The sequence below is a fragment of the Bacillus sp. FSL E2-8887 genome (assembly GCF_038007205.1).
Taxonomy (GTDB): domain Bacteria; phylum Bacillota; class Bacilli; order Bacillales; family Bacillaceae_G; genus Bacillus_A; species Bacillus_A mycoides.
Genome location: NZ_JBBOWS010000001.1, coordinates 182,744 through 203,313 on the forward strand (window position 1 = coordinate 182,744; position 20,570 = coordinate 203,313).

Here is a 20,570-nt window from a genome sequence, read left to right on the forward strand (position 1 = left end):
TGTTCCCCCTTAAATTTGTTCTACTAACAGTGTACAAAAATAAAAATTATAAAAAGAGAAACAGTGATGATTTTTACATAACTTTTACATATATACACAGTTCTTTACAATTGAAGTAAATCCTCTACAATTGCGCCGTCTGTTTCACCTAAGTGCAAACCGAGTAACCTAGCGATAGTCGGACCTTCATCAATCAGTCTCATATACGGAATTGTAACGCCGCTTTGAATGCCTTTCCCAGCAGCCATAAAAATTGTTTCATAGTTAGGTTTTGTTGGGGAATATCCATGTGTTCCAAATGTATATTTCTTACTAGAATTAACATCTTCTTTATTAATTTCTTTTATGAAATCACCTGTATAATTTTCAATGAAGTAATAACCTTCCATGGCCTCTAGCATAAATAAGCAATTACCATCAGCGCCACGTTCTTTTGCATCTTCATCGTGCAGAATAAATTCAATTCCATTTTGTTTATCCTGAAGAAGCTCTTCAAGAAGAAGTTGAATCTCTTTAATCGTTTCAGTATCATTTTTATCCTTTACATGTACGTAGGCAGATCCATCACAGCTTTGGCAATAAGCTTTCCAATCTAGTAACTTTCCACTGTTATTTACGGATATAAGTCCTTTTTGACGAAATAGGACATTTAATTGGATTGCTTTGTTTTCACTTAAAGCGCTATGATCGCCAAGTGCAATAATTGTACTTTCTTCGTATATCCCGCTTTCTTTTAATGCATGAATAATTTTTCCAAGGCGTTCGTCGTGTCTATGGATTGCAGCTACTGTTTCCTCGGACTCGAAGCCATGGTAATGTCTTTGAGTGTCTAAATCAGTAAAATGTACAAACATAACATTAGGCTTTTTCGTATGGATTGTATGTACGGCAGAAGCAAGGACGAAATCATCAAGCTCAGGCTGTGATAATCCATTTCGTATATGGCCGAAACGACGATTTAAATCTAATTGATATAGCGGGCTACCGCTAAATAATGAAACTAAAATTTGATTTTGCCATGGTCTATTTGGAAAAATTTCTGGTAAATTGTAATCGATATTTGCTCTTCCAGTAACAGGCCATAGAAGGGCTGCTGTCGTTAAATTTGCTTTGCGTGCTTCATCATATAAAGTTGTCCCGTTAATGGACTTTCGGTACCAATGCCAATCTGGTGACTCACGTCCTGGTTGAAGTAATGTATTGCTGACAACGCCATGCTTATTAGGATAATTACCGGTTACGATTGTTGAGTGGCTTGGATATGTTACAGAAGGATAAATTGGCTCCACTTTTTTCGCAATCGCGCCCCTTTTTATTAAAGTTCGGAAATTAGGTAGTTTTTGTAATATAGGAAAATCTAAAGCTGATAAGCAGTCGAAAGATAAAATAATGACGCGATTTGTTAATGCTTTATCCATAAAGTTTCCCTCCTGATTATATAAAACCTATTCTTATATATTACTATTAATACCTGGTAATAAAAATATATTTTCGAATAAAATTTTGTTATTTATTTTCAGAAAAATTAAACATATAATAAGTATAAGGGAATGAATGGAAGGAGGGAATACTATGGATTGGCTAGATGGATTTGGTATCTTTTACATCATTGGTGGAGTCACCGTTCTCCTTGTGTTTTTTATGTCATATTTACTAAAGAAACGTTTTCCAGACAAACAGTTTGATATTATATTTGCACTTAGTTTAGTACTTCTTTGTTTAGCTTTCTTTCCTGTAACAATGATCGCTATTGGTGGTTGGGAAGGAATGGGATACGGATTTATTTGTTTCTTCGTTTTAATTGGTACACTAATTGGTATGGTTGCTCATCAACTTGTAAAAATAGTTCGGAAAAGTTACGTATAAAACAGTGATAATTGAAAATAATGTATAAAAATAAGAAAATTGGCTCTTGTTTTGAAATGAAATTTATATTATGATATTCAACAAATTTATTTTGTTATAACGATGAAAAAGGAATAGTACATGTCTTACCTTTTTGCAGAGAGAGAATCCTTTTGGCTGGAAGATTCTTAAAGAGGCGATATGGAACCTACCTTTGAGTTCTGCATATGCAGCGGGAAATTCCCGTTATCAAAAAGAGAGCATACTCAATTTTTTTGTGTATGAATCAGGGTGGTAACGCCGACAAAGCTCGGTCCCTATTTGGGGACGCGGGCTTTTTCTATTTTCTAAAGGAGGAAGAATAACTATGGTAAAAGAACAAGTACAAGCCATTACGAAGATGGAAGAAGACTTTGCTCAGTGGTATACCGATATTGTAAAAAAAGCGGAGCTTGTTGATTATTCAAGTGTGAAAGGTTGTATGATTTTACGTCCATACGGTTATGCATTATGGGAAAATATGCAGAAAGTAATGGATGAAAAATTAAAAGAATCTGGTCATGAAAATGTGTACATGCCAATGTTTATTCCAGAGAGTTTATTACAAAAAGAGAAAGATCATGTTGAAGGATTTGCTCCTGAAGTAGCATGGGTTACTCATGGCGGGGATGAGAAATTGGCGGAAAGACTTTGTATACGCCCTACATCTGAAACTTTATTTTGTGAGCATTTTTCAAAAATTGTTCAATCATATAATGATTTACCAAAGTTATATAACCAGTGGTGTTCAGTAGTTCGTTGGGAGAAGACGACGAGACCATTCCTTCGTACAACTGAATTTTTATGGCAAGAAGGTCATACGATTCATGAAACGGCAGAAGAATCTCAAATTGAAACATTAAATATTTTAAATCTATATGCTGCTTTTTGTGAAGAGTATTTAGCGATTCCGGTTATTAAAGGGCAAAAAACAGAAAAAGAAAAGTTTGCAGGAGCGAAGGCAACTTATACGATTGAAAGTTTAATGCATGATGGAAAAGCACTTCAAACAGGAACATCTCATAACTTTGGAACGAATTTCTCTGAAGCATTTGATATTAAGTTTTTAGACCGTAACGGTAAATGGCAATACGTACATCAAACATCTTGGGGTGTATCAACAAGAATGATAGGTGGACTTATTATGGTTCATAGCGATAATAACGGACTTGTAATGCCGCCAAAAGTTGCACCATTACAAGTTGTTATCGTACCTATTGCTCAGCATAAAGAAGGAGTTTTAGAAAAAGCAACAGAGTTACAAGGGCGTATTCAAAAGGTTGCGAGAGTAAAAATAGATGCTAGTAATAAAACACCTGGCTGGAAATTTAATGAGTATGAAATGAAGGGTGTTCCAATTAGATTAGAAGTTGGTCCAAAGGATATTGAAAAGAATCAAGTTGTACTTGTAAGGCGAGATACGAAAGAAAAAGAGTTTATAGCAATGGATCAATTAGAAGAGCGCATCCCATCATTACTTGAGGAGATTCATCATTCTTTATTTAGTAAAGCAAAAGTATTTAGAGATGAGAGTACTTATAGTGTGACGAATTTCGGAGAGATGAAAAAAATAGCTGATGAAAAGCAAGGGTTTATTAAGGCAATGTGGTGCGGAGAATTAGCTTGTGAAGAGAAACTAAAAGAAGAAGTTGGAGTATCTTCACGCTGTATGCCTTTTGAGCAAGAGCATTTAGCTGACGAATGTATTTGCTGTGGTAAAGAAGCTAAGCAAATGGTGTATTGGGGAAAAGCGTATTAATGCTTTTTTGATAGATGATGAAAAGGACTTTGAGCTGCATAATAAAATGCAATCCAAAGTCCTTTTTAGTTTTACAATTTGTTTCATGTATTTTTTAGATGGAAGGATGTTGTTTTTTATTTTGCGTTTTTACGGCGAATAAATAGTAACATACCAATTAGGAATGTTGAAAGTCCCATTAAAATAGATGCAGGATAATGTGTTGCAGTATTAGGTAACTTATCGCCTTGTTTTACTGAATTATCTTTTGCTTTGCCATTTTGAGAGCCATTATCACCTTGAGAACTGCTGTCGCCTTTAACACGGTTGCCGCCCTGAGAGCCATTGCCACCTTGAGAACTGCTATCGCCTTTAACACGGTTGCCGCCCTGAGAGCCACTGCCACCAGAACCACTGCCACCAGAACCATTGCCACCAGAGCCACTGCCGCCAGAACCGTTGCCACCAGAGCCATTGCCACCAGAGCCATTGTCACCAGAACCACTGCCACCAGAGCCGTTACCGCCAGAACCACTGCCACCAGAGCCACTGCCACCAGAACCATTGCCGTCAGAAACACTGCCGCCAGAACCACTGCCGCCAGAACCACTGCCACCAGAACCATTGCCACCAGAGCCACTGCCGCCAGAACCGTTGCCGTCAGAACCACTGCCGCCAGAACCACTGCCACCAGAACCGTTGCCGTCAGAACCACTGCCACCAGAACCATTGCCGCCAGAACCGTTGCCACCAGAACCATTGCCGCCAGAACCGTTGCCACCAGAACCATTGCCGCCAGAACCATTGCCACCAGAACCGTTGCCGCCAGAACCGTTGCCGTCAGAACCACTGCCACCAGAACCATTGCCGCCAGAACCGTTGCCGTCAGAACCACTGCCACCAGAACCACTGCCACCAGAACCATTGCCACCAGAACCATTGCCGCCAGAACCACTGCCACCAGAACCACTGCCACCAGAACCACTGCCACCAGAACCATTGCCGCCAGAACCGTTGCCACCAGAGCCATTGTCACCAGAACCACTGCCACCAGAACCACTGCCGCCAGAACCACTGCCGTCAGAACCACTGCCACCAGAACCATTGCCACCAGAACCACTATCGTCCTGAGAACCATTGTTTCCTGGAGGTTTATTATTATCTTTTGAATTACCTTCTGCTAAAGTATCGTTATTTTGTACAATAGCGTTTGTTATTGGATGGAAGTTTTCAGTTGCAGCATTACCAATATTTAAGCCGCTAAAAAAGGATAAAGAAAGTGTTGATGCTAAAATGAAGATTTTTGTCATTGTTTTCCTCCTGAAGAAAAAATTATTGTTCCATCTAAAATACACCCCTTTGTAATATTTCATAGGAAAAAGAGTTTTATGCAAAAAAAACTATATATAGAAAAAGGTGGTGTATTTCTAAAGGGAGAAAAGAGTTAATGTAAATTCCTTGCAAATAGTAGAGTGTTGGAGAATTTACACTCATAACAGTAGAGGAAGTGGCAACGGATGAAAGAATATATTGCATTTGATATTGGTGGTACGCAAATTAAATATGGAATTGTTTCAGAAATAGGGGTAGTACTAATACATAAAAAGGTCCCAACAGAAATTCACTTGGGCGGGGAACAAATTGTTCAAAAACTTATATGTTTATCAAAAAAGTTAATGACTGAACATACTATTTCCGGAATTGGTATTAGTACAGCGGGAATTGTTGATATTGATAAAGGAGTTATAACGGGAGGTGTGGATCATATTCCACGTTATGCTAATATTTCTATTGTTGAGAGATTACAAGAAGTATTAAAAGTTCCTGTATCTATTGAAAATGATGTTAATTGTGCAGCCTTAGGCGAGAAATGGAAAGGTACAGGGAGGGGAGAAAGTGATTTCATTATGCTTACGCTTGGAACGGGCATTGGTGGAGCAATTGTTATAAATGGAGAGTTATACCGTGGACATTCGTTTGGCGCTGGGGAATGGGGGAACATGTTAATAGAAGGGAAAACTTTTGAGGAAGTTGCCTCAATTTCAGGATTAATTCATCTCGTACGAAAATATAAAGATAAAAAGGAGTGGGATGGTAAAACAATTTTCGAATTATATGATAAGGGTGATAGCGGTGTTACTCAAGCCGTGAAGATTTTCTTTAAACATTTGGCGATTGGTATTAGCAATCTTGCTTATATTTTTAATCCGAAAATGATTATTATTGGTGGGGGAATTACTGAAAGAGGAGATGATTTCTTAAATGAAGTGAAGGAAGAGATAGGAACATACTTAAATCAAGAGATTTATAGTAATTGTGAGATTAAACTTGCGCAAAGCGGTAATTGTGCAGGAATGATTGGCTCTATTTACCACTTATTACATCAGTATAAATAAATATAGTATCTGTTTTCATATAATTGAGAATTTATCCTTTTTCTCATTAGATAAATAATGCTACAATATAAGAGAAGAATACAATGTTTTCCGAGTTGGAAAATGCTTTGTAGAAAGGAAGAAACTTCATGCCTATTATTTTAGAAAAAGGACAAAAGATTGATTTAACGAAAGGACAACCGAGAGTAGCGAAACTACAGGTTGGCTTAGGCTGGGATCCAATTGGGCAATCAGGTGGGTTTCTGTCTTCTTTATTTGGAAGTAAACCAAGTGTAGATTGTGATGCATCTGTCGTTATGTTAGAAGGGGATCGTTTTTTAAACAAAAATGATCTAGTTTACTTCGGCAACAAACTTTCTACTTGTGGTAGTATTATTCATTCAGGAGATAATTTAACAGGTGAAGGCGCTGGTGACGACGAAACAATTTTCGTAGAATTACATAAAGTTCCGAGCCGTATTAATCGTTTAGTATTCGTTGTAAATATTTATGACTGTGTAAATCGTCGTCAAGACTTTGGGATGATTCGCAATGCATATATTCGTATTCAAAACCCACAAACAGGTGAAGAATTAGCGCGTTATAACTTGTCAGATAATTATGCTGGCAAAATGACTTTAATTGCAGGTGAAATGTACCGACACGGAAACGAATGGAAGTTTTCAGCAGTGGGAGAAGGAACACAAGATAAAAACTTAAGTGAGATTGTATCACGTTACCAATAAAATAAACCAAGGAGGAATAGTATAATATGGCATCTATTTCATTGAAAAAAGGACAAAAGGTAGACTTAACAAAAACAAATCCAGGTCTTTCGAAAGTTCTTGTAGGACTTGGTTGGGATACGAATCGTTATGACGGACAAAATGATTTCGATTTAGATGTTAGTATCTTCTTAGTAGGTGCTAACGGTAAAGTTTCAGGTGCAGAGGATTTCGTCTTCTATAATAATCCAAAAGGTGCGAATGGTGCTGTAGAGCATTTAGGAGATAACCGTACAGGTGAAGGTGAAGGCGACGATGAAACAATTAAAATAGACTTAAAAAATGTTCCTGCTAACATTGAGCGTATTTGTTTCACAATTACAATTTATGATGGAGAAGGCCGCAGCCAAAACTTCGGACAAGTTTCTAATTCTTTCGTACGTATTATGGATGAAGAAAAGAATGCAGAATTAATTCGTTACGATTTAGGAGAAGATTTCTCTATTGAAACAGCTGTAGTAGTGAGCGAATTATACCGTCACGCAGGTGAATGGAAATTCAATGCAATCGGAAGTGGATTCCAAGGTGGATTAGGTTCTCTATGTAATAACTTTGGTTTAGATGTAGAGTAATAGATTTATATATCCATCAGTGAAACGCGTAATTACTGATGGATATATTTTTAAAAATTAAAATATAGAGGTGAATATATATGGTTATTCAATTGCAAAAAGGACAGAAAATTGATTTAGCTAAAACAAGCCCAGGTTTATCAAGAGCAGTAATTGGTCTTGGATGGGATATTAAATCTTATGATGGTGGATCTGATTTCGATTTAGATGCATCTGCCTTTTTATTAGATGCGAACGGGAAATGTACGAAGGAAACTGATTTTATTTTCTATAATAATTTACAGTCTCCTTGTGAATCAGTTTTACATACAGGAGATAACCGTACAGGTGCAGGTGACGGTGATGATGAGCAACTTGTTGTCGATTTGAAAAAGGTTCCAGCAGATGTTCATAAAATTGCTATTACAGTTACAATTTATGATGGTGAAGGCCGTAATCAAAACTTTGGACAGGTTGCAAATGCATTCGTTCGTTTAGCAAATGAAGAAACAAACGAAGAAGTTCTTCGTTTTGATTTAGGGGAAGATTTCTCCATTGAAACAGCAGTTGTCTTTTGTGAATTATATCGTCATAATGGACAGTGGAAGTTTAGTGCAGTAGGAAGTGGATTCCAAGGTGGATTAGGTGCGCTTGTAAGAGCGTATGGCTTGGATGCATAAGAAGGGAAACGGTATTCGTTTCCTTTTTTTGACCTTTCTATAAATCTAGCAAAGAATAGGGGATAAAGGTAAGATGAGTATTTTGCAAGGAATCCTTGATACGTATGCTCAGTTTTTCGACTTGGACATGTGGATTAAAGTGTTACAAGATCCAGTATCTTGGGGGTTAATAGGTACACTTGTTGTACTTGAAGGGTTATTATCTGCTGACAATGCACTTGTGTTAGCGGTAATGGTAAAACATCTTCCAGAAGAAAAACGAAAAAAAGCATTATTCTATGGACTTATTGGAGCTTATGTATTTCGTTTTATTGCAATTGGAATCGGAATGTTCTTAATTAAATTAGCATGGGTAAAAGTGTTAGGTGCACTTTACTTAGCTTGGCTATCAATTAAATACTTCATTGATAAACGAAAAGGTAATGCAGAAGAAGAGGAAGCTCATGGTATGAACCAAAATAGTATTCTCTTCAGAATGTTTGGTGTCTTCTGGGGAACGGTTGCGATGGTTGAGTTAATGGATATTGCGTTCTCTGTAGATAGTGTACTTGCTGCATTTGGTGTATCGAATGAAGTTTGGATTTTACTATTAGGTGGAATGCTCGGTATTTTAATGATGCGCGGTATCGCTGGCGTATTCTTAAAATTGTTAGAGCGTATTCCAGAACTTGAAACGACAGCATATATTTTAATCTTAATTATTGCAGCAAAAATGCTACTGTCTGTCGTTCATATTGAAGTAAGTCATATGCTGTTCTTTATTATTTTAGTTATAGCGTTTGGAGCAACATTTATACTTCACTACATGAAGAATTCTGGACAAGCTAAAGAAGAAGTTGCAGCTACTAAAAATGAACATAAATAATTGAAATGGGTTTGCTCGTTATGCGAGCGCCCATTTTTTATAACTAAAAATAGTTTATAATAGAAGAGAGACTTTATAAAAAACGTAAATGTTTTTGGAGGTGAACTGTTGTGTTTTCACGTTTTACACTTCAACCATGTGCATTAAAAGATGAATCAGATTTAAAGCAATTTGAAGCGCTTTTAGAAAAACGCCCACAATATGAACTGACAGTGAATGAGATGAAATTTAGTTATATAGCAAGTCGCATTCTTGGTGTTCCGAATGATGTAGATGAATATTTCAATGAACTATTTGATTATAGTGAAGCAAAAGGGATCGAGGTTTTGCATGAACAAAATTTAAATAAGGTGATTGATCCCGAAAAACTGCGCCATATTCAAGAGGTTTTTACATTACATCAAGAAGCGCCGAATGGACTTACAGTAAATAGGCTTGTAGCACATTTGTCTGGAAAACAACTATTACCGCAAGTAGACAATCCTGATTTACAGCATTATATACATACGACGTTTATTTCTGTATTGAAATTGTATGAGAAACAACATAATCAATCTTTAAAAACAGAAGGATTCCGGCGTTTCTTAATCGATATGATTAAATTAAGTGAAAATTACGTAGCGAAGTGGTTCTCTACGATTAATTATAAGAAACAAATGCCACGTATCGTTTGGTACGGTGATGCGACGGAGAGTCGTATATATTTCTTATACTTTCTTATTATGCTCGGCTGTGATGTGCTTTATTATCACCCAGAAGGAAAAGATGGATTTGAGAGTGTAGATGAGGAAGGAAAGACCTTTGTCGTATCTCATTCAGGACGTATTTCATTGGAACCATTTCCTGATCGGCGTCGTGAACGCGTCGCAACAGTAGCTTATCAAGCTTCAAAAGAAATCGAGCAAGTACTTCACCACGATAATTCATTATTATACAAACCGTGGCAATTCCGTTCGTATACACCTGTAGCCCGTACGCTCAAAACAACGTACGATGAACTCTTTTTAATTACGAAAGAAAAGGCATTTGTACGTCCAACATTCTTTGTTGAAAATAAGCATATTTATATTCCTTCTTTATTTGCAAAAATATCAGGTGTTTCAAAGAATGATAAAGAATATTTTCAGCGATTAAAGGCTGTTACATCATTTGATAACAGTTTCTTGATTAATACATTCCCGTTTACGAAAGAACAAAAAGCGAATTTCCAATATCATTATCGAGATGCATTGGACCGCGCAGGGAAGTTACATCCGGATTTAATTATGAACAGCCATTGGTGGCCACATAAGCGTTTACCAGAAGGATTACAACATGGTATTGCAGAAGCAATCATCCATACGTGTGAAAGTGAAATGTGTAAACCAATTGCGAAAGAGACGAAACAAGATGTAGCACTTTATGTTTTCGCACAACTCTCTCAAATACCACCGAACATTTTAGAGCAGCTTGAGAAATTTGATTATTCGCAAGAAGTACCGAAAATTGTTATATTTAATAATGAGAAGAGCGGAGAATTAAGTCGTTCTGATGCTGTGTTATTACTATTTTTAAATCAAATTGGAGTAGATGTATTTCATTTTAATCCAACGGGGAGAAACGATATTGAACCGTATATTGAATCAGGAGCATTTGATTCACATTGGCTTGAAGAAGTTAATTTCGATCTTGAATTTCATGGTTCATCAGCCTATAAAAATTTATCACAAACAATAAAAGGACTATTTCGTCCATTTTTATAAGGAAAGGGAGAATACCATATGAATAACCCAGTCGTACTAGATTCGAAAACAGAATTGAATGAGCAAACCGCACAAGATGTTCGCTTACAACTTAGGCAAGATGCTGAAGTGCAACGTATTTATAATACAGTAGACATTAAAGACCAATTAGAATTAATCGAGCTTGGAAAAGAGCCTTCTATGGAGATTTCACGTTTCGCTGATCAAATTTTACATACAATGTCTTTATCAAAAATAGAAGACTCTGGTGAATTATTAAAACAGCTCGGTAAAATTATGGACAGATTTGATAGTAAAGACTTTGCGGAAGAGAAAAGTGGTTTCTTCTCACGTATGTTCAAAAAAGCAGATAAAATGATTGAACAAATCTTTAGTAAGTATCAGACGATGGGTCGCGAAATGGATAAAGTATACGTAGAAATTACGAAGTATCAAGATGAAATGAAAAAATCAATTGGTACGTTAGATGGTTTATATGAGCAAAACTTAAAGTATTATTTAGACTTAGAAAAATACGTAGTAGCAGGGGAAATGTTATTAGAGCGTTTAAATACAGAGTTAGTTCCGATGTACGAAGAGCGCATACGTAATAATGATCAGTTGGCGGGTATTGAATTAGAATCGCTTAAAAACTCTGTTGAAATTTTAGAACAACGTATTGATGATTTAGAAAAAGCTCGTATGGTTGCTCTATTAACAGCACCACAAATTCGTATGATTCAACGCGGTAACAATAAATTAATCGGTAAAATCAATACGGCATTTATTACAACGATTCCTATCTTTAAAAATGGTATCATTCAAGCGGTAAATGCGAAACGTCAAAAGCTTGTTGCGGACTCTATGGCTGAACTTGATCGCCGTACAAATGAATTACTTAAGAAAAATGCACAAAATATCGCAACTCAAAGTGTGGAAGTAGCGAGATTATCAGGTTCTTCTAGTATTAAGATGGAAACACTTGAGGAAACTTGGAACATTATTTCAAGAGGTATGCAAGAAACACAACAAATTGAAGAGCAAAATAAACGTGAGCGTGAAGAAAGTCGCAAGCGTATGGCTACATTAACAGAGAATATCAAAAAAGAATTACAAGGATAAAGTGAAACTTTAATCAGTGGGAGATGTTCATCTCCCGCCTAACTTCTTTGCTCCAGCCGAATTTTGAGGTGGGAGTCTTACTGCACGGCAAATAGCGGGATAAACAAAAAGGCAATGAGGAATATTCCTCATTGCCTTTTATTTTCTCTTAAATAATTTAATGATTTCATTCACAACAAGCGGAATGATACTTAACAAGAGAACAAATCCCCAATCTCGCATTGTTAATGCATGCACACCGAATATATTGGCAAGAGGTGGGATGGAGATAATACACACTTGCATAAGAACACCGATTAGAAGTGAGAAGACTAAATATTTATTTGTAAATATCCCAATTGAAAAAATTGATTTTGTTCTTGAACGTAAGTTAAATGAATGAACGAGTTGAGAGAAACTAAGAACGACAAATGCCATCGTTTGAGCGTGTAATAGCGCGTCTTCATCAATTTGCTCTGGGAAGAGAGGAAATAAATTTGTATCTCCTGTATAGAGCTTTGCCCCAACGATAAAGGCTGTTAAAGTAAGAAGTCCAATTACAACCCCATTGAAAATAAGAAAAGGAACGCTGCCGCTAAATAAGCTTTCTTTCGCATGTCGTGGTTTTTCCTTCATCACATCTGAATCTTCAGGATCAACACCGAGTGATAATGCAGGCAGTGTATCTGTAATTAAATTTACCCACAAAATGTGAATAGGGCGTAGTGGTGTTGCCCAGCCGAGTAAAATAGCTAAAAAGAGAGCTATAATTTCGCCGAAGTTACAAGAAAGTAGGAAGAGAATAGACTTTTTAATATTACGATAAATATTTCTTCCTTCTTCAACAGCTTTCACAATAGATGAGAAGTTATCATCTGTTAAAACTACATCTGCTGCGCCTTTTGCGACATCTGTTCCTGTAATTCCCATTGCTACTCCAACATCTGCTTGTTTTAAAGATGGAGCATCATTTACACCGTCACCAGTCATGGAAACGATATTTCCTTTAGCACGTAATGCTTTTATAATCTTCACTTTATGTTCTGGAGAGACCCTAGCGAATACATTTAAGTGATTAATTTTACTTGCTAGTTCTGTATCTGGAATGTTATCTAATTCAGTTCCAATCATGATTTCAGATATTTCTTCAGCAATGCCAAGTTCTTTGGCAATTGCAAAGGCGGTATCCTTATGATCACCCGTAATCATAACTGTGCGAATACCAGCCTTTTTACATTCTGTAATTGAATCTTTTACTTCTGTACGTGGTGGATCAATCATACCGACAAGACCGATAAAGATGAGATTTTCTTCGAGATGATTTATATCCATATCGTTTAAATCGTATCGTTTATATGCGAATGAAAGTACTCTTAAGGCTTCTTGCGACATTGACTCGGCAGCTTCTAATATTTGATTTTTATCAGAATCTGTTAAGACCTCAAGTTTATTATTTATAAAGATATGGGTACAGTGAGGTAAAAGTTTATCAATAGCACCTTTCGTCATGCTATAGTAGCCTTCATCGTACGTATGTACAGTTGACATCATTTTACGATCAGAATCGAAAGGCAATTCGTTAACACGTTCATGTTTATTTTCTAAATGATCTTTTTGAATGTTAAAAGAGCTTCCGGCAACAAGAAGGGCAATTTCTGTAGGATCCCCTGTTTGTGAGTCGGCACCGTAAGAGGCATCGTTGCATAAAACCATATTTTCTAATAATAGACGGTGTGCATCATTATTTACATTCAAATTTTCTAGCTGGTCGTATGTGCGATCACTATAAAAGTGAGTAACGGTCATTTTATTTTGAGTTAATGTACCTGTTTTATCTGAACAAATAATTGTGACAGAACCGAGAGCTTCAACAGCGGGTAGTTTACGAATGATAACGTTTTGTTTAATCATACGCTGAACACCAATTGCAAGAACGATGGAAACGATAGCTGGTAAGCCTTCTGGAATGGCTGCAACAGCTAAACTAATTGCGGTCATAAACATTTCTAACGTATCCCGGCCCTGTAAAAAACCGATGAGAAACATAGTAGTGCAAATAGCTACAGCGACAAATCCTAAATATTTTCCTACTTGTGCTAAGCTTTTTTGAAGTGGTGTCATATCATCGTCTGCTTCATGTAAAAGGGTAGCGATCTTGCCAATTTGTGAATGCATCCCAGTTTCAACAGCAACACCGATGCCACGTCCGTATGTTACTAACGTCGACATAAAGGCCATGTTTTTTTGATCACCTAATGGTACTTGCTCATCATTTTGCATGGAAGGGTGGTAGACTGCATCTTTATCGACAGGGACAGATTCACCAGTTAGAGCAGATTCTTCAATTTTTAAATTCGCAGTTTCGATAAGTCGTAAATCGCAGGGGATATACCGCCCAGCATCAAGCATAACGATATCACCTGGAACGACGTGCTCAGATGGAATCTCTTTTAGTTCACCATCTCGCTTTACGATAGCTTTAGGTGTTGCCATCTTTTTCAATGCTTCTAAAGCCTGTTCCGCTTTCGATTCTTGGATTACACCGATAACAGCATTTAAAACTACAACGAGCGCGATAATACTTGCATCAGCCCATTCACCTACAAAGGCGGAAATAAGGGACGCGATAATAAGGACATATACGAGGACGTCATTAATTTGGGCGAAAACGCGCTGCCATAAAGTACGTTTTTGTTTGGTAGCTAATTCATTATAACCATATTGCTTTAAACGTTCATTTACGATTTTATCTGTTAAACCGTGTTGTTCATTTGTTTCTAGGTCGATTAATGTTTGATTTTTCGTCTTACTGTACCAATTGCTCATAAGTAAGCACCTCCAGTAAAAACAGTTAGCAATGGTAGTGTTTCAATTTTTTTAGAGTAGTATGTATGGGGAAAAAATCTAAGGTGAGGTTCTACTTTCATTGTACAGTAATTTAGAATGAGAGGAGGAAAAGAGAAGAGTTGTCATGAATTTGTTGAAATTAAAAGAGCCTCGAATACGTGAGGCTCTTTGTTATTTTTTAATTAATGTACCTAATTCCTCAGTAATAGCTTGCATTTCACTAATACTGAATGTTTCACGTTTCATAACGTGCTCATAAATGTCACGTAAGTCCTCGTACATTTCTTCGTTAAAACTAGCAGCTCTCATTGCTCCAGCATTAACCATGCGTAATTTTTCTTTAATAGCTTCTACCATATATTCAACGTTTGCTTCTGATTTTACGGATAAATCCACCGAAGTGTCCCCCTTTAAAATAACATAAGGTTATCTTAACATTTTTTTATCATTTTCGTTAATGAAACTTTTCAATCCTATTAAATTAGTAGGGATTTCCTTTATAATTAATAATTGGTTGTTTATACTATATAAGTATATAGTAAGAAATGCACCAAGAAGGGAAGAAACAAAAATATGGTCCGAGTATTGTTTGTTTGTCTTGGGAACATTTGTCGTTCTCCAATGGCAGAAGCAATTTTTCGGGATCTTGTCGTAAAAGAGGGACTCGAAGAGAAAATTGTCATTGATTCTGCAGGAACTGGAGATTGGCATATTGGTCATCCGCCACATAAAGGAACAAAAAAAATTTTAAAAGAAAATGAAGTCTCTTTTGAAGGAATTAAAGCACGGCAAGTAGAAAAAGAAGACTTAACAAAGTTTGATTATATTATTGCCATGGACAACAAGAATATAGCGGATTTAAAAAGTTTTGGTAAAACTGAAGGCTATATTGGTAGACTGTCCGATTTTGTTCCAGACGGTGGCTGGACAGACGTTCCTGACCCTTACTTTACAGGGAACTTCCAAGAAGTGTATGACCTTGTAACAGAAGGGTGTGCAAAGCTAGTAGCTTTCATTCGAAATGAACAAGGAATATGAGGAAGCTTAGAAAGTAATACTTTCTAATATAAGAAATGAAAGGGTGAAGGAATATGGCAAAGAAAAATAATATTGCTCGAAACATTGCGATTGGTGTAGCTGCAGGTGTAGCTGTATCTATGTTAAAGAAAGAAAACCGTGAAAAAGTAAAAAACACGGCAGAAAAAGCAAAAACAAAGATGATTGAAATTGGTGAAAATTCGAAGATAAAAGAAAAAGTGCAAACTGTTACAGATAAAGGACGCGAACTTGCTGATTTCAATGTAGTAAAAGCGAAAGTAGCAGAAATCAAAAAATTGACGCCGTCTGTTGTAGAAACGTTAAAAGAGACGAAAGAAATTTTTAGTAAGAGAAAAGTTGTGCCAGTAGAAAAGCCGGAAACGATTGAAATTGAAGCTGTATCTCCAAAGGTAGATGAGCTTAAAGCAGAAGAAGAGCCAGTAGTAGCTGAAGATGGTGGTATGAAAGAAGCGCGTGAATTATTTATGAAGGACTCAAATGCAGAGGAAAAAAAAACTGAAGCATACATTGAGCTAAAGCAAAATAAAGAAGAGAAGAAAAGCGTCTAAAAAATATGAGGAAATTTCTAGAAAAAGCAAAAAGAAATCGCACCTTTTCGTTTGGGAAAGATTTATATGACCGGACGATGCGCGATGATGTAGCGGGCTTAGCAGCACAGCTCGCTTATTTCTTCTTGCTTGCGATTTTCCCTGGGCTTGTTTTCTTAATTACGCTTCTTGGCTTTATTGACCTTCAAACAGAAAGTGTGCTCAATTTATTAGAACCGTACGTACCAGAAGATGCGATGAACTTAATTGAAGTAAACGTAGATAAAGTTGTAAACGAACAAAATGGTGGTTTATTATCATTCGGTTTACTATCGATGTTATGGTTTGCTTCAAACGGGGTGAATGCGGTTATGAACGCTTTTAACCGCGCTTATGATGTAACAGAAACCCGTTCCTTTATTAAAACAAGAGCTTTATCTATCGTGTTCACGTTAGCGATAATTTTTATGATTGTGTTTGCACTAATCGTCCCAGTATTTGGACAAGTGATTGGGGCAGCCGTGTTTAAAGCAATTGGTTTATCGGATAGTTTTTCTTATGTTTGGAGTATTACGCGTTTAGTAGCAAGTTTCTTTGTCTTAATCGCTTTGTTTAGCTTTTTATATACATTTGCGCCTGATCGGAAATTAAAGCGAAGAGAAGTCATATCGGGAGCAATATTTGCTACTGTAGGATGGATTGTGGTATCGTACTCATTTGCCTATTATGTAGATAAATTTGCAAATTACGCTAATACATATGGTGGTCTCGGTGGTATCATTATTTTAATGTTATGGTTTTACTTAACTGCGTGGGTAATTTTACTTGGCGGTGAAATTAATGGTTTACTCCATCATTATAGAACGGGTGACAATAATTCCCGTAATGAAAAATGAGCTCTTGTTCCATAATAAAAGGGAACAGGGGGGATATTTCATGAGTAATAATAAAAAGAACCACAATAATAAAAGTAATAATAAACAAAAGAGCAGTTCGCATCCAAAGCATAAAACGAGCAGTAGTGCGAACGGTCACAATAGCTACCATTAAAAAAAACGGGTCCTTTATCAGGGACCCGTTACTTATTTCCTTTTAATAATCGTAAGCCATTCAAGATTACAAGAATGGTACTTCCTTCATGTCCAATAACACCGAATGGAAGAGCTAAAAACTGCAAGAAATTAGAACAAATCAGCATTGCAATAACAGCTAAAGAGAAGATAACGTTTTGCTTCACAATACGGTTCATTCGTTTTGATAAACGGATTGCTTGAGAGAGACGAGATAATTCGTTTTTCATAAGAACAACGTCTGCAGTCTCTAATGCTACGTCTGTTCCTTCACCCATTGCAACACCAATACTAGAAGTAGCGAGTGCAGGTGCATCGTTTATACCATCTCCAACCATGGCGACTATGCCGTACTTTTCTTTTAACTGCTTTATCGTTTCAACTTTTGTTTCCGGTAAACATGATGCGTAATATTCTTTTATATTACTTTCATTGGCAATTGCTTTTGCTGTTTCTTCATTATCACCAGTAATCATGATTGCTTCGACACCAATGCTTTGCAAATCACGAATAGCCGCTATCGTTTCTTGGCGAAGGGTATCTTTTAAAGCGATCAGTCCAAGAATACCATCCTCATCACTAATATAAACGACAGTTTTCCCCTCTTTTTCAAGTGAAGCAGAAATGCCATTATGAAATGTCTTTGTTTCTTCTCCAATAAAATCAGCTTTACCAATTTTATAAGATTTGTTTTCTAATATTCCTTTTAATCCAAAACCAGTTACATCTTCAACGTTTTCTGGTTTTTTTATCGTAATGTCGTAAGCATGTTTTGCATATTTAACAATCGCTTCTGCTAAAGGATGTGTAGAGTGACTTTCAATCGCTGCTGTAATAGAAAGTACTTCACTTTCTGCTATGCCTTCTCGAACATATACATCTGTTACAGTAGGTTTTCCTTGTGTTAATGTTCCTGTTTTATCAAAGGCAATCGCCTTTACTGAAGCTAGACGTTCTAAATGAATACCACCTTTAAAGAGAATACCGTTTCTCGCTCCGTTTGAAATTGCTGATAAAGTTGCCGGTGTAATGGCTGCAACTAGCGCACAAGGAGAAGCGACTACAAGTAAAATCATCGCGCGATAAAACGTTTCATTCCAACTCCAATCAAGTAAGAAATGAGGAACAAACATCATAAGAGCAACAACAAGTAGTACACCTTTTACGTATGTTCCTTCAAATTTTTCGATGAATAGTTGTGATGGGGATTTTTCGCTTTGTGCACTTTGAACGAGACGAATAATCTTTTGGAATAATGTTTGATCGCTCGGCTTCGTAATTTTAACTTCAATAGCACCACGTAAATTTACAGTGCCGGCAAATACTTCATCGCCGAATTTTTTCTCATTCGGAATGGGTTCTCCTGTAATAGCAGCTTCATCAATATTTGTTTCACCAGTATGAATTGTGCCATCAGCAGGAACTCGCTCACCTGGCTTAATTAAAATAATATCGTTAATTTGTAATTGTTCAACTGGAACACGTTCCTCAATTCCGTTTGAAATACGTAATGCTTCTTCAGGTTGTAGATCAAGAAGTGCTGAAATTTCTTTTTGGCTTTTACTTAATGTATAAGATTCCATTGCTCCGCTTAATGCAAAGATGAAGATTAAAATAGCACCCTCTGCCCAGTAACCAATAACTGCGGCACCGATAGCTGCAAAAATCATGAGCATTTCAACATTTAGCTCTTTCTCTTCAATTGTGTCTTCAATACCTTCTTTCGCTTTTGCAAATCCTCCAATTACATAAGCAAGGATATATAAAGTAATACCTGCACTTATTACATCATTTTTTGTGAATAACCAACCAGCTAAAATAAAAATACCAGATGCGATTGCAAATATAAGTTCATAATGTTTCTTTAATGTATCCCATAAAGAGGGATTAGAAATATCTTTTTGTGCTTGTAATGTTTTTACTTCTGCGTTCATTAATACTCGCTCCTTCCGAATTCTTATTGAGAAAAAGAATCAAAATCGAAACCCCTATAAAACGACGAAAGCTGCCATCCATAATGGATAGCAGCATTTCTGTTGAATCTGATTTTAATAGTTATTATGTTGTAATTATTCTATAGTATAGCATATGTTTTTCTTAGATGATATGTTTTTGTTTTAGTATAAAGTGAAACTTTAATTAGTGGTGGTTTTGTTCATCCCACGCTGATTATTAGCCCTCGCCAATCGGGATTTTACGGGCAACAGGGCTCCCACCTAACTTCTTTGCCCCAGCCGAATTTGGAGGTGGGAGTTTTACTGCCCGGCGAATAGCGGGATAAACTGAAAACTTGTGTTTTCGCATTTCCTTTGGTATATATGAATATTGTTCATAAAAAGGTCGGAAAGGAAGACATCAAGTTGAAGACAGAGAAATTTTTTACCCATCCGATTGGCGTGTTTATTGCTGCAATAGTAGCAACATTTTTATGGGGAAGCGCATTTCCCTTTATTAAATTAAGCTATGCTGAACTTGGAATTCAGCCGCAAGAAGTCGGGGAACAAATATTATTTGCTGGCTATCGCTTTTTCTTATCTGGTGTAATGCTCTTATTATTTTTTAAAGCGTTAGGAAAAGATATGAAGTTCAAAAAAGGAACAGGAAAGCAGTTAGTTCAAATTGGCTTGTTTCAAACTTTTCTTCAATATATATGTTTTTATATTGGAATGAGTTACAGCTCAGGAATTGAAGGAGCGATTATTTCAGGAACATCATCATTCTTTCAAATTTTACTCGCACACTTTTTATATAAAGATGATGCTCTAAATAGGCGAAAAATAATTGGAGTAGCTATCGGTTTTTGCGGTGTGATTTTAGTGAATGTACCGAGTGATGGAAGTTTATCATTTCATTTTGGAATAGGTAGCTTATTACTTCTTGGGGCAGCCATGATGTATTCGTATGGAAACATATTAGCGAAAGAAGGTAGTAAAACATTAGATATTGGGTATATGACAGCATATCAGATGATTTTCGGATCAATTGGGTTACTATGTATAGGTGCATTTCAAGTTGGAATGATGCCATTCACATTTAATCTACATGCAATACTTATGCTCATATATTTATCGTTCTTATCAGCGGCCGGATTCTGTATATGGAATACAATTATGAAGTATAACAAAGTAGGGAAAGTCTCGATGTATATGTTCTTTATACCAGTGTTTGGTGTGCTACTATCAAGTCTAATTTTAGGGGAAGCAATCCATTCCTTTGTACTATTTGGTTTAGCATGTGTCGCAGCGGGAATTATTGTAGTAAATCGTAACCCGGTTAAAAAGAAAGTTGAGCAAGAAAAACAAGTAGCATAGAGAACAGAAAAACGATTAAAATGGAAGAACAGTATTGTTCTTCTTTTTTTACATAG

Annotated in this window: 18 protein-coding genes and 1 other annotated feature; of the genes, 13 read left to right on the forward strand and 5 right to left on the reverse strand. The window is 36.5% G+C overall.

Going from position 1 to position 20,570, the window contains the following annotated elements; translation table 11 throughout:
* Positions 1 to 104: 104 nt before the first annotated feature.
* Complete coding sequence (locus NSQ08_RS00770) at positions 105 to 1,418, reverse strand: alkaline phosphatase family protein (RefSeq protein ID WP_340770407.1); 1,314 nt, start codon at positions 1,416 to 1,418, stop codon at positions 105 to 107.
* A 154-nt stretch (positions 1,419 to 1,572) separates the two neighbouring features.
* Here NSQ08_RS00770 and NSQ08_RS00775 point away from each other — a divergent pair, with 154 nt between their 5' ends.
* Both NSQ08_RS00775 and proS read left to right on the forward strand, forming a co-directional pair.
* Entirely contained in the window at positions 1,573 to 1,866 is a 294-nt protein-coding gene (locus NSQ08_RS00775) for a YesK-like family protein (RefSeq protein WP_002124993.1), read from the forward strand.
* 93 nt (positions 1,867 to 1,959) lie between these two features.
* Positions 1,960 to 2,167 (forward strand) — a binding site (T-box leader).
* 45 nt (positions 2,168 to 2,212) lie between these two features.
* On the forward strand, positions 2,213 to 3,643 hold the full coding sequence (gene proS / locus NSQ08_RS00780; RefSeq protein ID WP_215599081.1) for a proline--tRNA ligase: 1,431 nt from the start codon (positions 2,213 to 2,215) through the stop codon (positions 3,641 to 3,643).
* Between the two features lie 116 nt (positions 3,644 to 3,759).
* On the opposite strand, the gene NSQ08_RS00785 is transcribed toward proS, so the two are convergent.
* Positions 3,760 to 4,932, reverse strand: a complete 1,173-nt coding sequence (locus tag NSQ08_RS00785; protein WP_340780023.1) for a cell wall anchor protein — start codon at positions 4,930 to 4,932, stop codon at positions 3,760 to 3,762.
* 207 nt (positions 4,933 to 5,139) lie between these two features.
* Between NSQ08_RS00785 and NSQ08_RS00790 the strand changes: the two genes are divergently transcribed.
* The 7 genes from NSQ08_RS00790 (at position 5,140) to NSQ08_RS00820 (ending at position 11,721) form a co-directional block, all read left to right on the forward strand.
* Positions 5,140 to 6,018, forward strand: coding sequence for an ROK family protein (locus tag NSQ08_RS00790; protein WP_340770418.1), 879 nt, complete (start codon positions 5,140 to 5,142; stop codon positions 6,016 to 6,018).
* Positions 6,019 to 6,146: 128 nt separating this feature from the next.
* Positions 6,147 to 6,743 carry a TerD family protein gene (locus tag NSQ08_RS00795; protein ID WP_002091200.1) on the forward strand — a complete coding sequence of 199 codons (597 nt, stop codon included), beginning with the start codon at positions 6,147 to 6,149 and terminating at the stop codon, positions 6,741 to 6,743.
* 26 nt (positions 6,744 to 6,769) lie between these two features.
* On the forward strand, positions 6,770 to 7,354 hold the full coding sequence (locus tag NSQ08_RS00800) for a TerD family protein (protein ID WP_002010225.1): 585 nt from the start codon (positions 6,770 to 6,772) through the stop codon (positions 7,352 to 7,354).
* Between the two features lie 80 nt (positions 7,355 to 7,434).
* On the forward strand, positions 7,435 to 8,013 hold the full coding sequence (locus NSQ08_RS00805; protein WP_002010227.1) for a TerD family protein: 579 nt from the start codon (positions 7,435 to 7,437) through the stop codon (positions 8,011 to 8,013).
* Between the two features lie 73 nt (positions 8,014 to 8,086).
* A complete protein-coding gene (locus tag NSQ08_RS00810) occupies positions 8,087 to 8,878 on the forward strand; it encodes a TerC family protein (protein ID WP_002139507.1) in 792 nt (263 codons plus the stop codon).
* 110 nt (positions 8,879 to 8,988) lie between these two features.
* Complete coding sequence (locus tag NSQ08_RS00815) at positions 8,989 to 10,620, forward strand: YceG family protein (RefSeq protein ID WP_340770426.1); 1,632 nt, start codon at positions 8,989 to 8,991, stop codon at positions 10,618 to 10,620.
* Positions 10,621 to 10,638: 18 nt separating this feature from the next.
* Positions 10,639 to 11,721 (forward strand): toxic anion resistance protein, encoded by a 1,083-nt coding sequence (locus tag NSQ08_RS00820; protein ID WP_340770430.1) that lies wholly within the window; start codon positions 10,639 to 10,641, stop codon positions 11,719 to 11,721.
* 138 nt (positions 11,722 to 11,859) lie between these two features.
* On the opposite strand, the gene NSQ08_RS00825 is transcribed toward NSQ08_RS00820, so the two are convergent.
* Together NSQ08_RS00825 and NSQ08_RS00830 are read right to left on the reverse strand one after the other, a co-directional pair.
* On the reverse strand, positions 11,860 to 14,526 hold the full coding sequence (locus tag NSQ08_RS00825; RefSeq protein ID WP_340770434.1) for a cation-translocating P-type ATPase: 2,667 nt from the start codon (positions 14,524 to 14,526) through the stop codon (positions 11,860 to 11,862).
* A gap of 192 nt (positions 14,527 to 14,718) precedes the next feature.
* Positions 14,719 to 14,943 carry a DUF1128 domain-containing protein gene (locus NSQ08_RS00830; RefSeq protein WP_002010236.1) on the reverse strand — a complete coding sequence of 75 codons (225 nt, stop codon included), beginning with the start codon at positions 14,941 to 14,943 and terminating at the stop codon, positions 14,719 to 14,721.
* Between the two features lie 177 nt (positions 14,944 to 15,120).
* Here NSQ08_RS00830 and NSQ08_RS00835 point away from each other — a divergent pair, with 177 nt between their 5' ends.
* Genes NSQ08_RS00835 through NSQ08_RS00845 form a run of 3 tightly spaced genes read left to right on the forward strand, consistent with a single transcriptional unit; the run spans position 15,121 to position 17,029 of the window.
* Positions 15,121 to 15,585 carry a low molecular weight protein-tyrosine-phosphatase gene (locus tag NSQ08_RS00835; RefSeq protein ID WP_002140258.1) on the forward strand — a complete coding sequence of 155 codons (465 nt, stop codon included), beginning with the start codon at positions 15,121 to 15,123 and terminating at the stop codon, positions 15,583 to 15,585.
* A gap of 53 nt (positions 15,586 to 15,638) precedes the next feature.
* The gene (locus NSQ08_RS00840; RefSeq protein WP_340770446.1) at positions 15,639 to 16,154 is read left to right on the forward strand and encodes a DUF4075 domain-containing protein; all 516 of its coding nucleotides are present in this window, start codon (positions 15,639 to 15,641) and stop codon (positions 16,152 to 16,154) included.
* Between the two features lie 5 nt (positions 16,155 to 16,159).
* Entirely contained in the window at positions 16,160 to 17,029 is an 870-nt protein-coding gene (locus NSQ08_RS00845; protein ID WP_002063656.1) for a YihY/virulence factor BrkB family protein, read from the forward strand.
* Positions 17,030 to 17,211: 182 nt separating this feature from the next.
* Here the strand turns inward: NSQ08_RS00845 and NSQ08_RS00850 are convergent, their stop codons facing one another.
* Positions 17,212 to 19,137 (reverse strand): heavy metal translocating P-type ATPase, encoded by a 1,926-nt coding sequence (locus NSQ08_RS00850; protein ID WP_002140259.1) that lies wholly within the window; start codon positions 19,135 to 19,137, stop codon positions 17,212 to 17,214.
* A 426-nt stretch (positions 19,138 to 19,563) separates the two neighbouring features.
* On the opposite strand from NSQ08_RS00850, the gene NSQ08_RS00855 reads away from it, so the two are divergent.
* Positions 19,564 to 20,514, forward strand: coding sequence for a DMT family transporter (locus NSQ08_RS00855; RefSeq protein ID WP_016103260.1), 951 nt, complete (start codon positions 19,564 to 19,566; stop codon positions 20,512 to 20,514).
* The last annotated feature ends 56 nt before the right edge of the window (positions 20,515 to 20,570 follow it).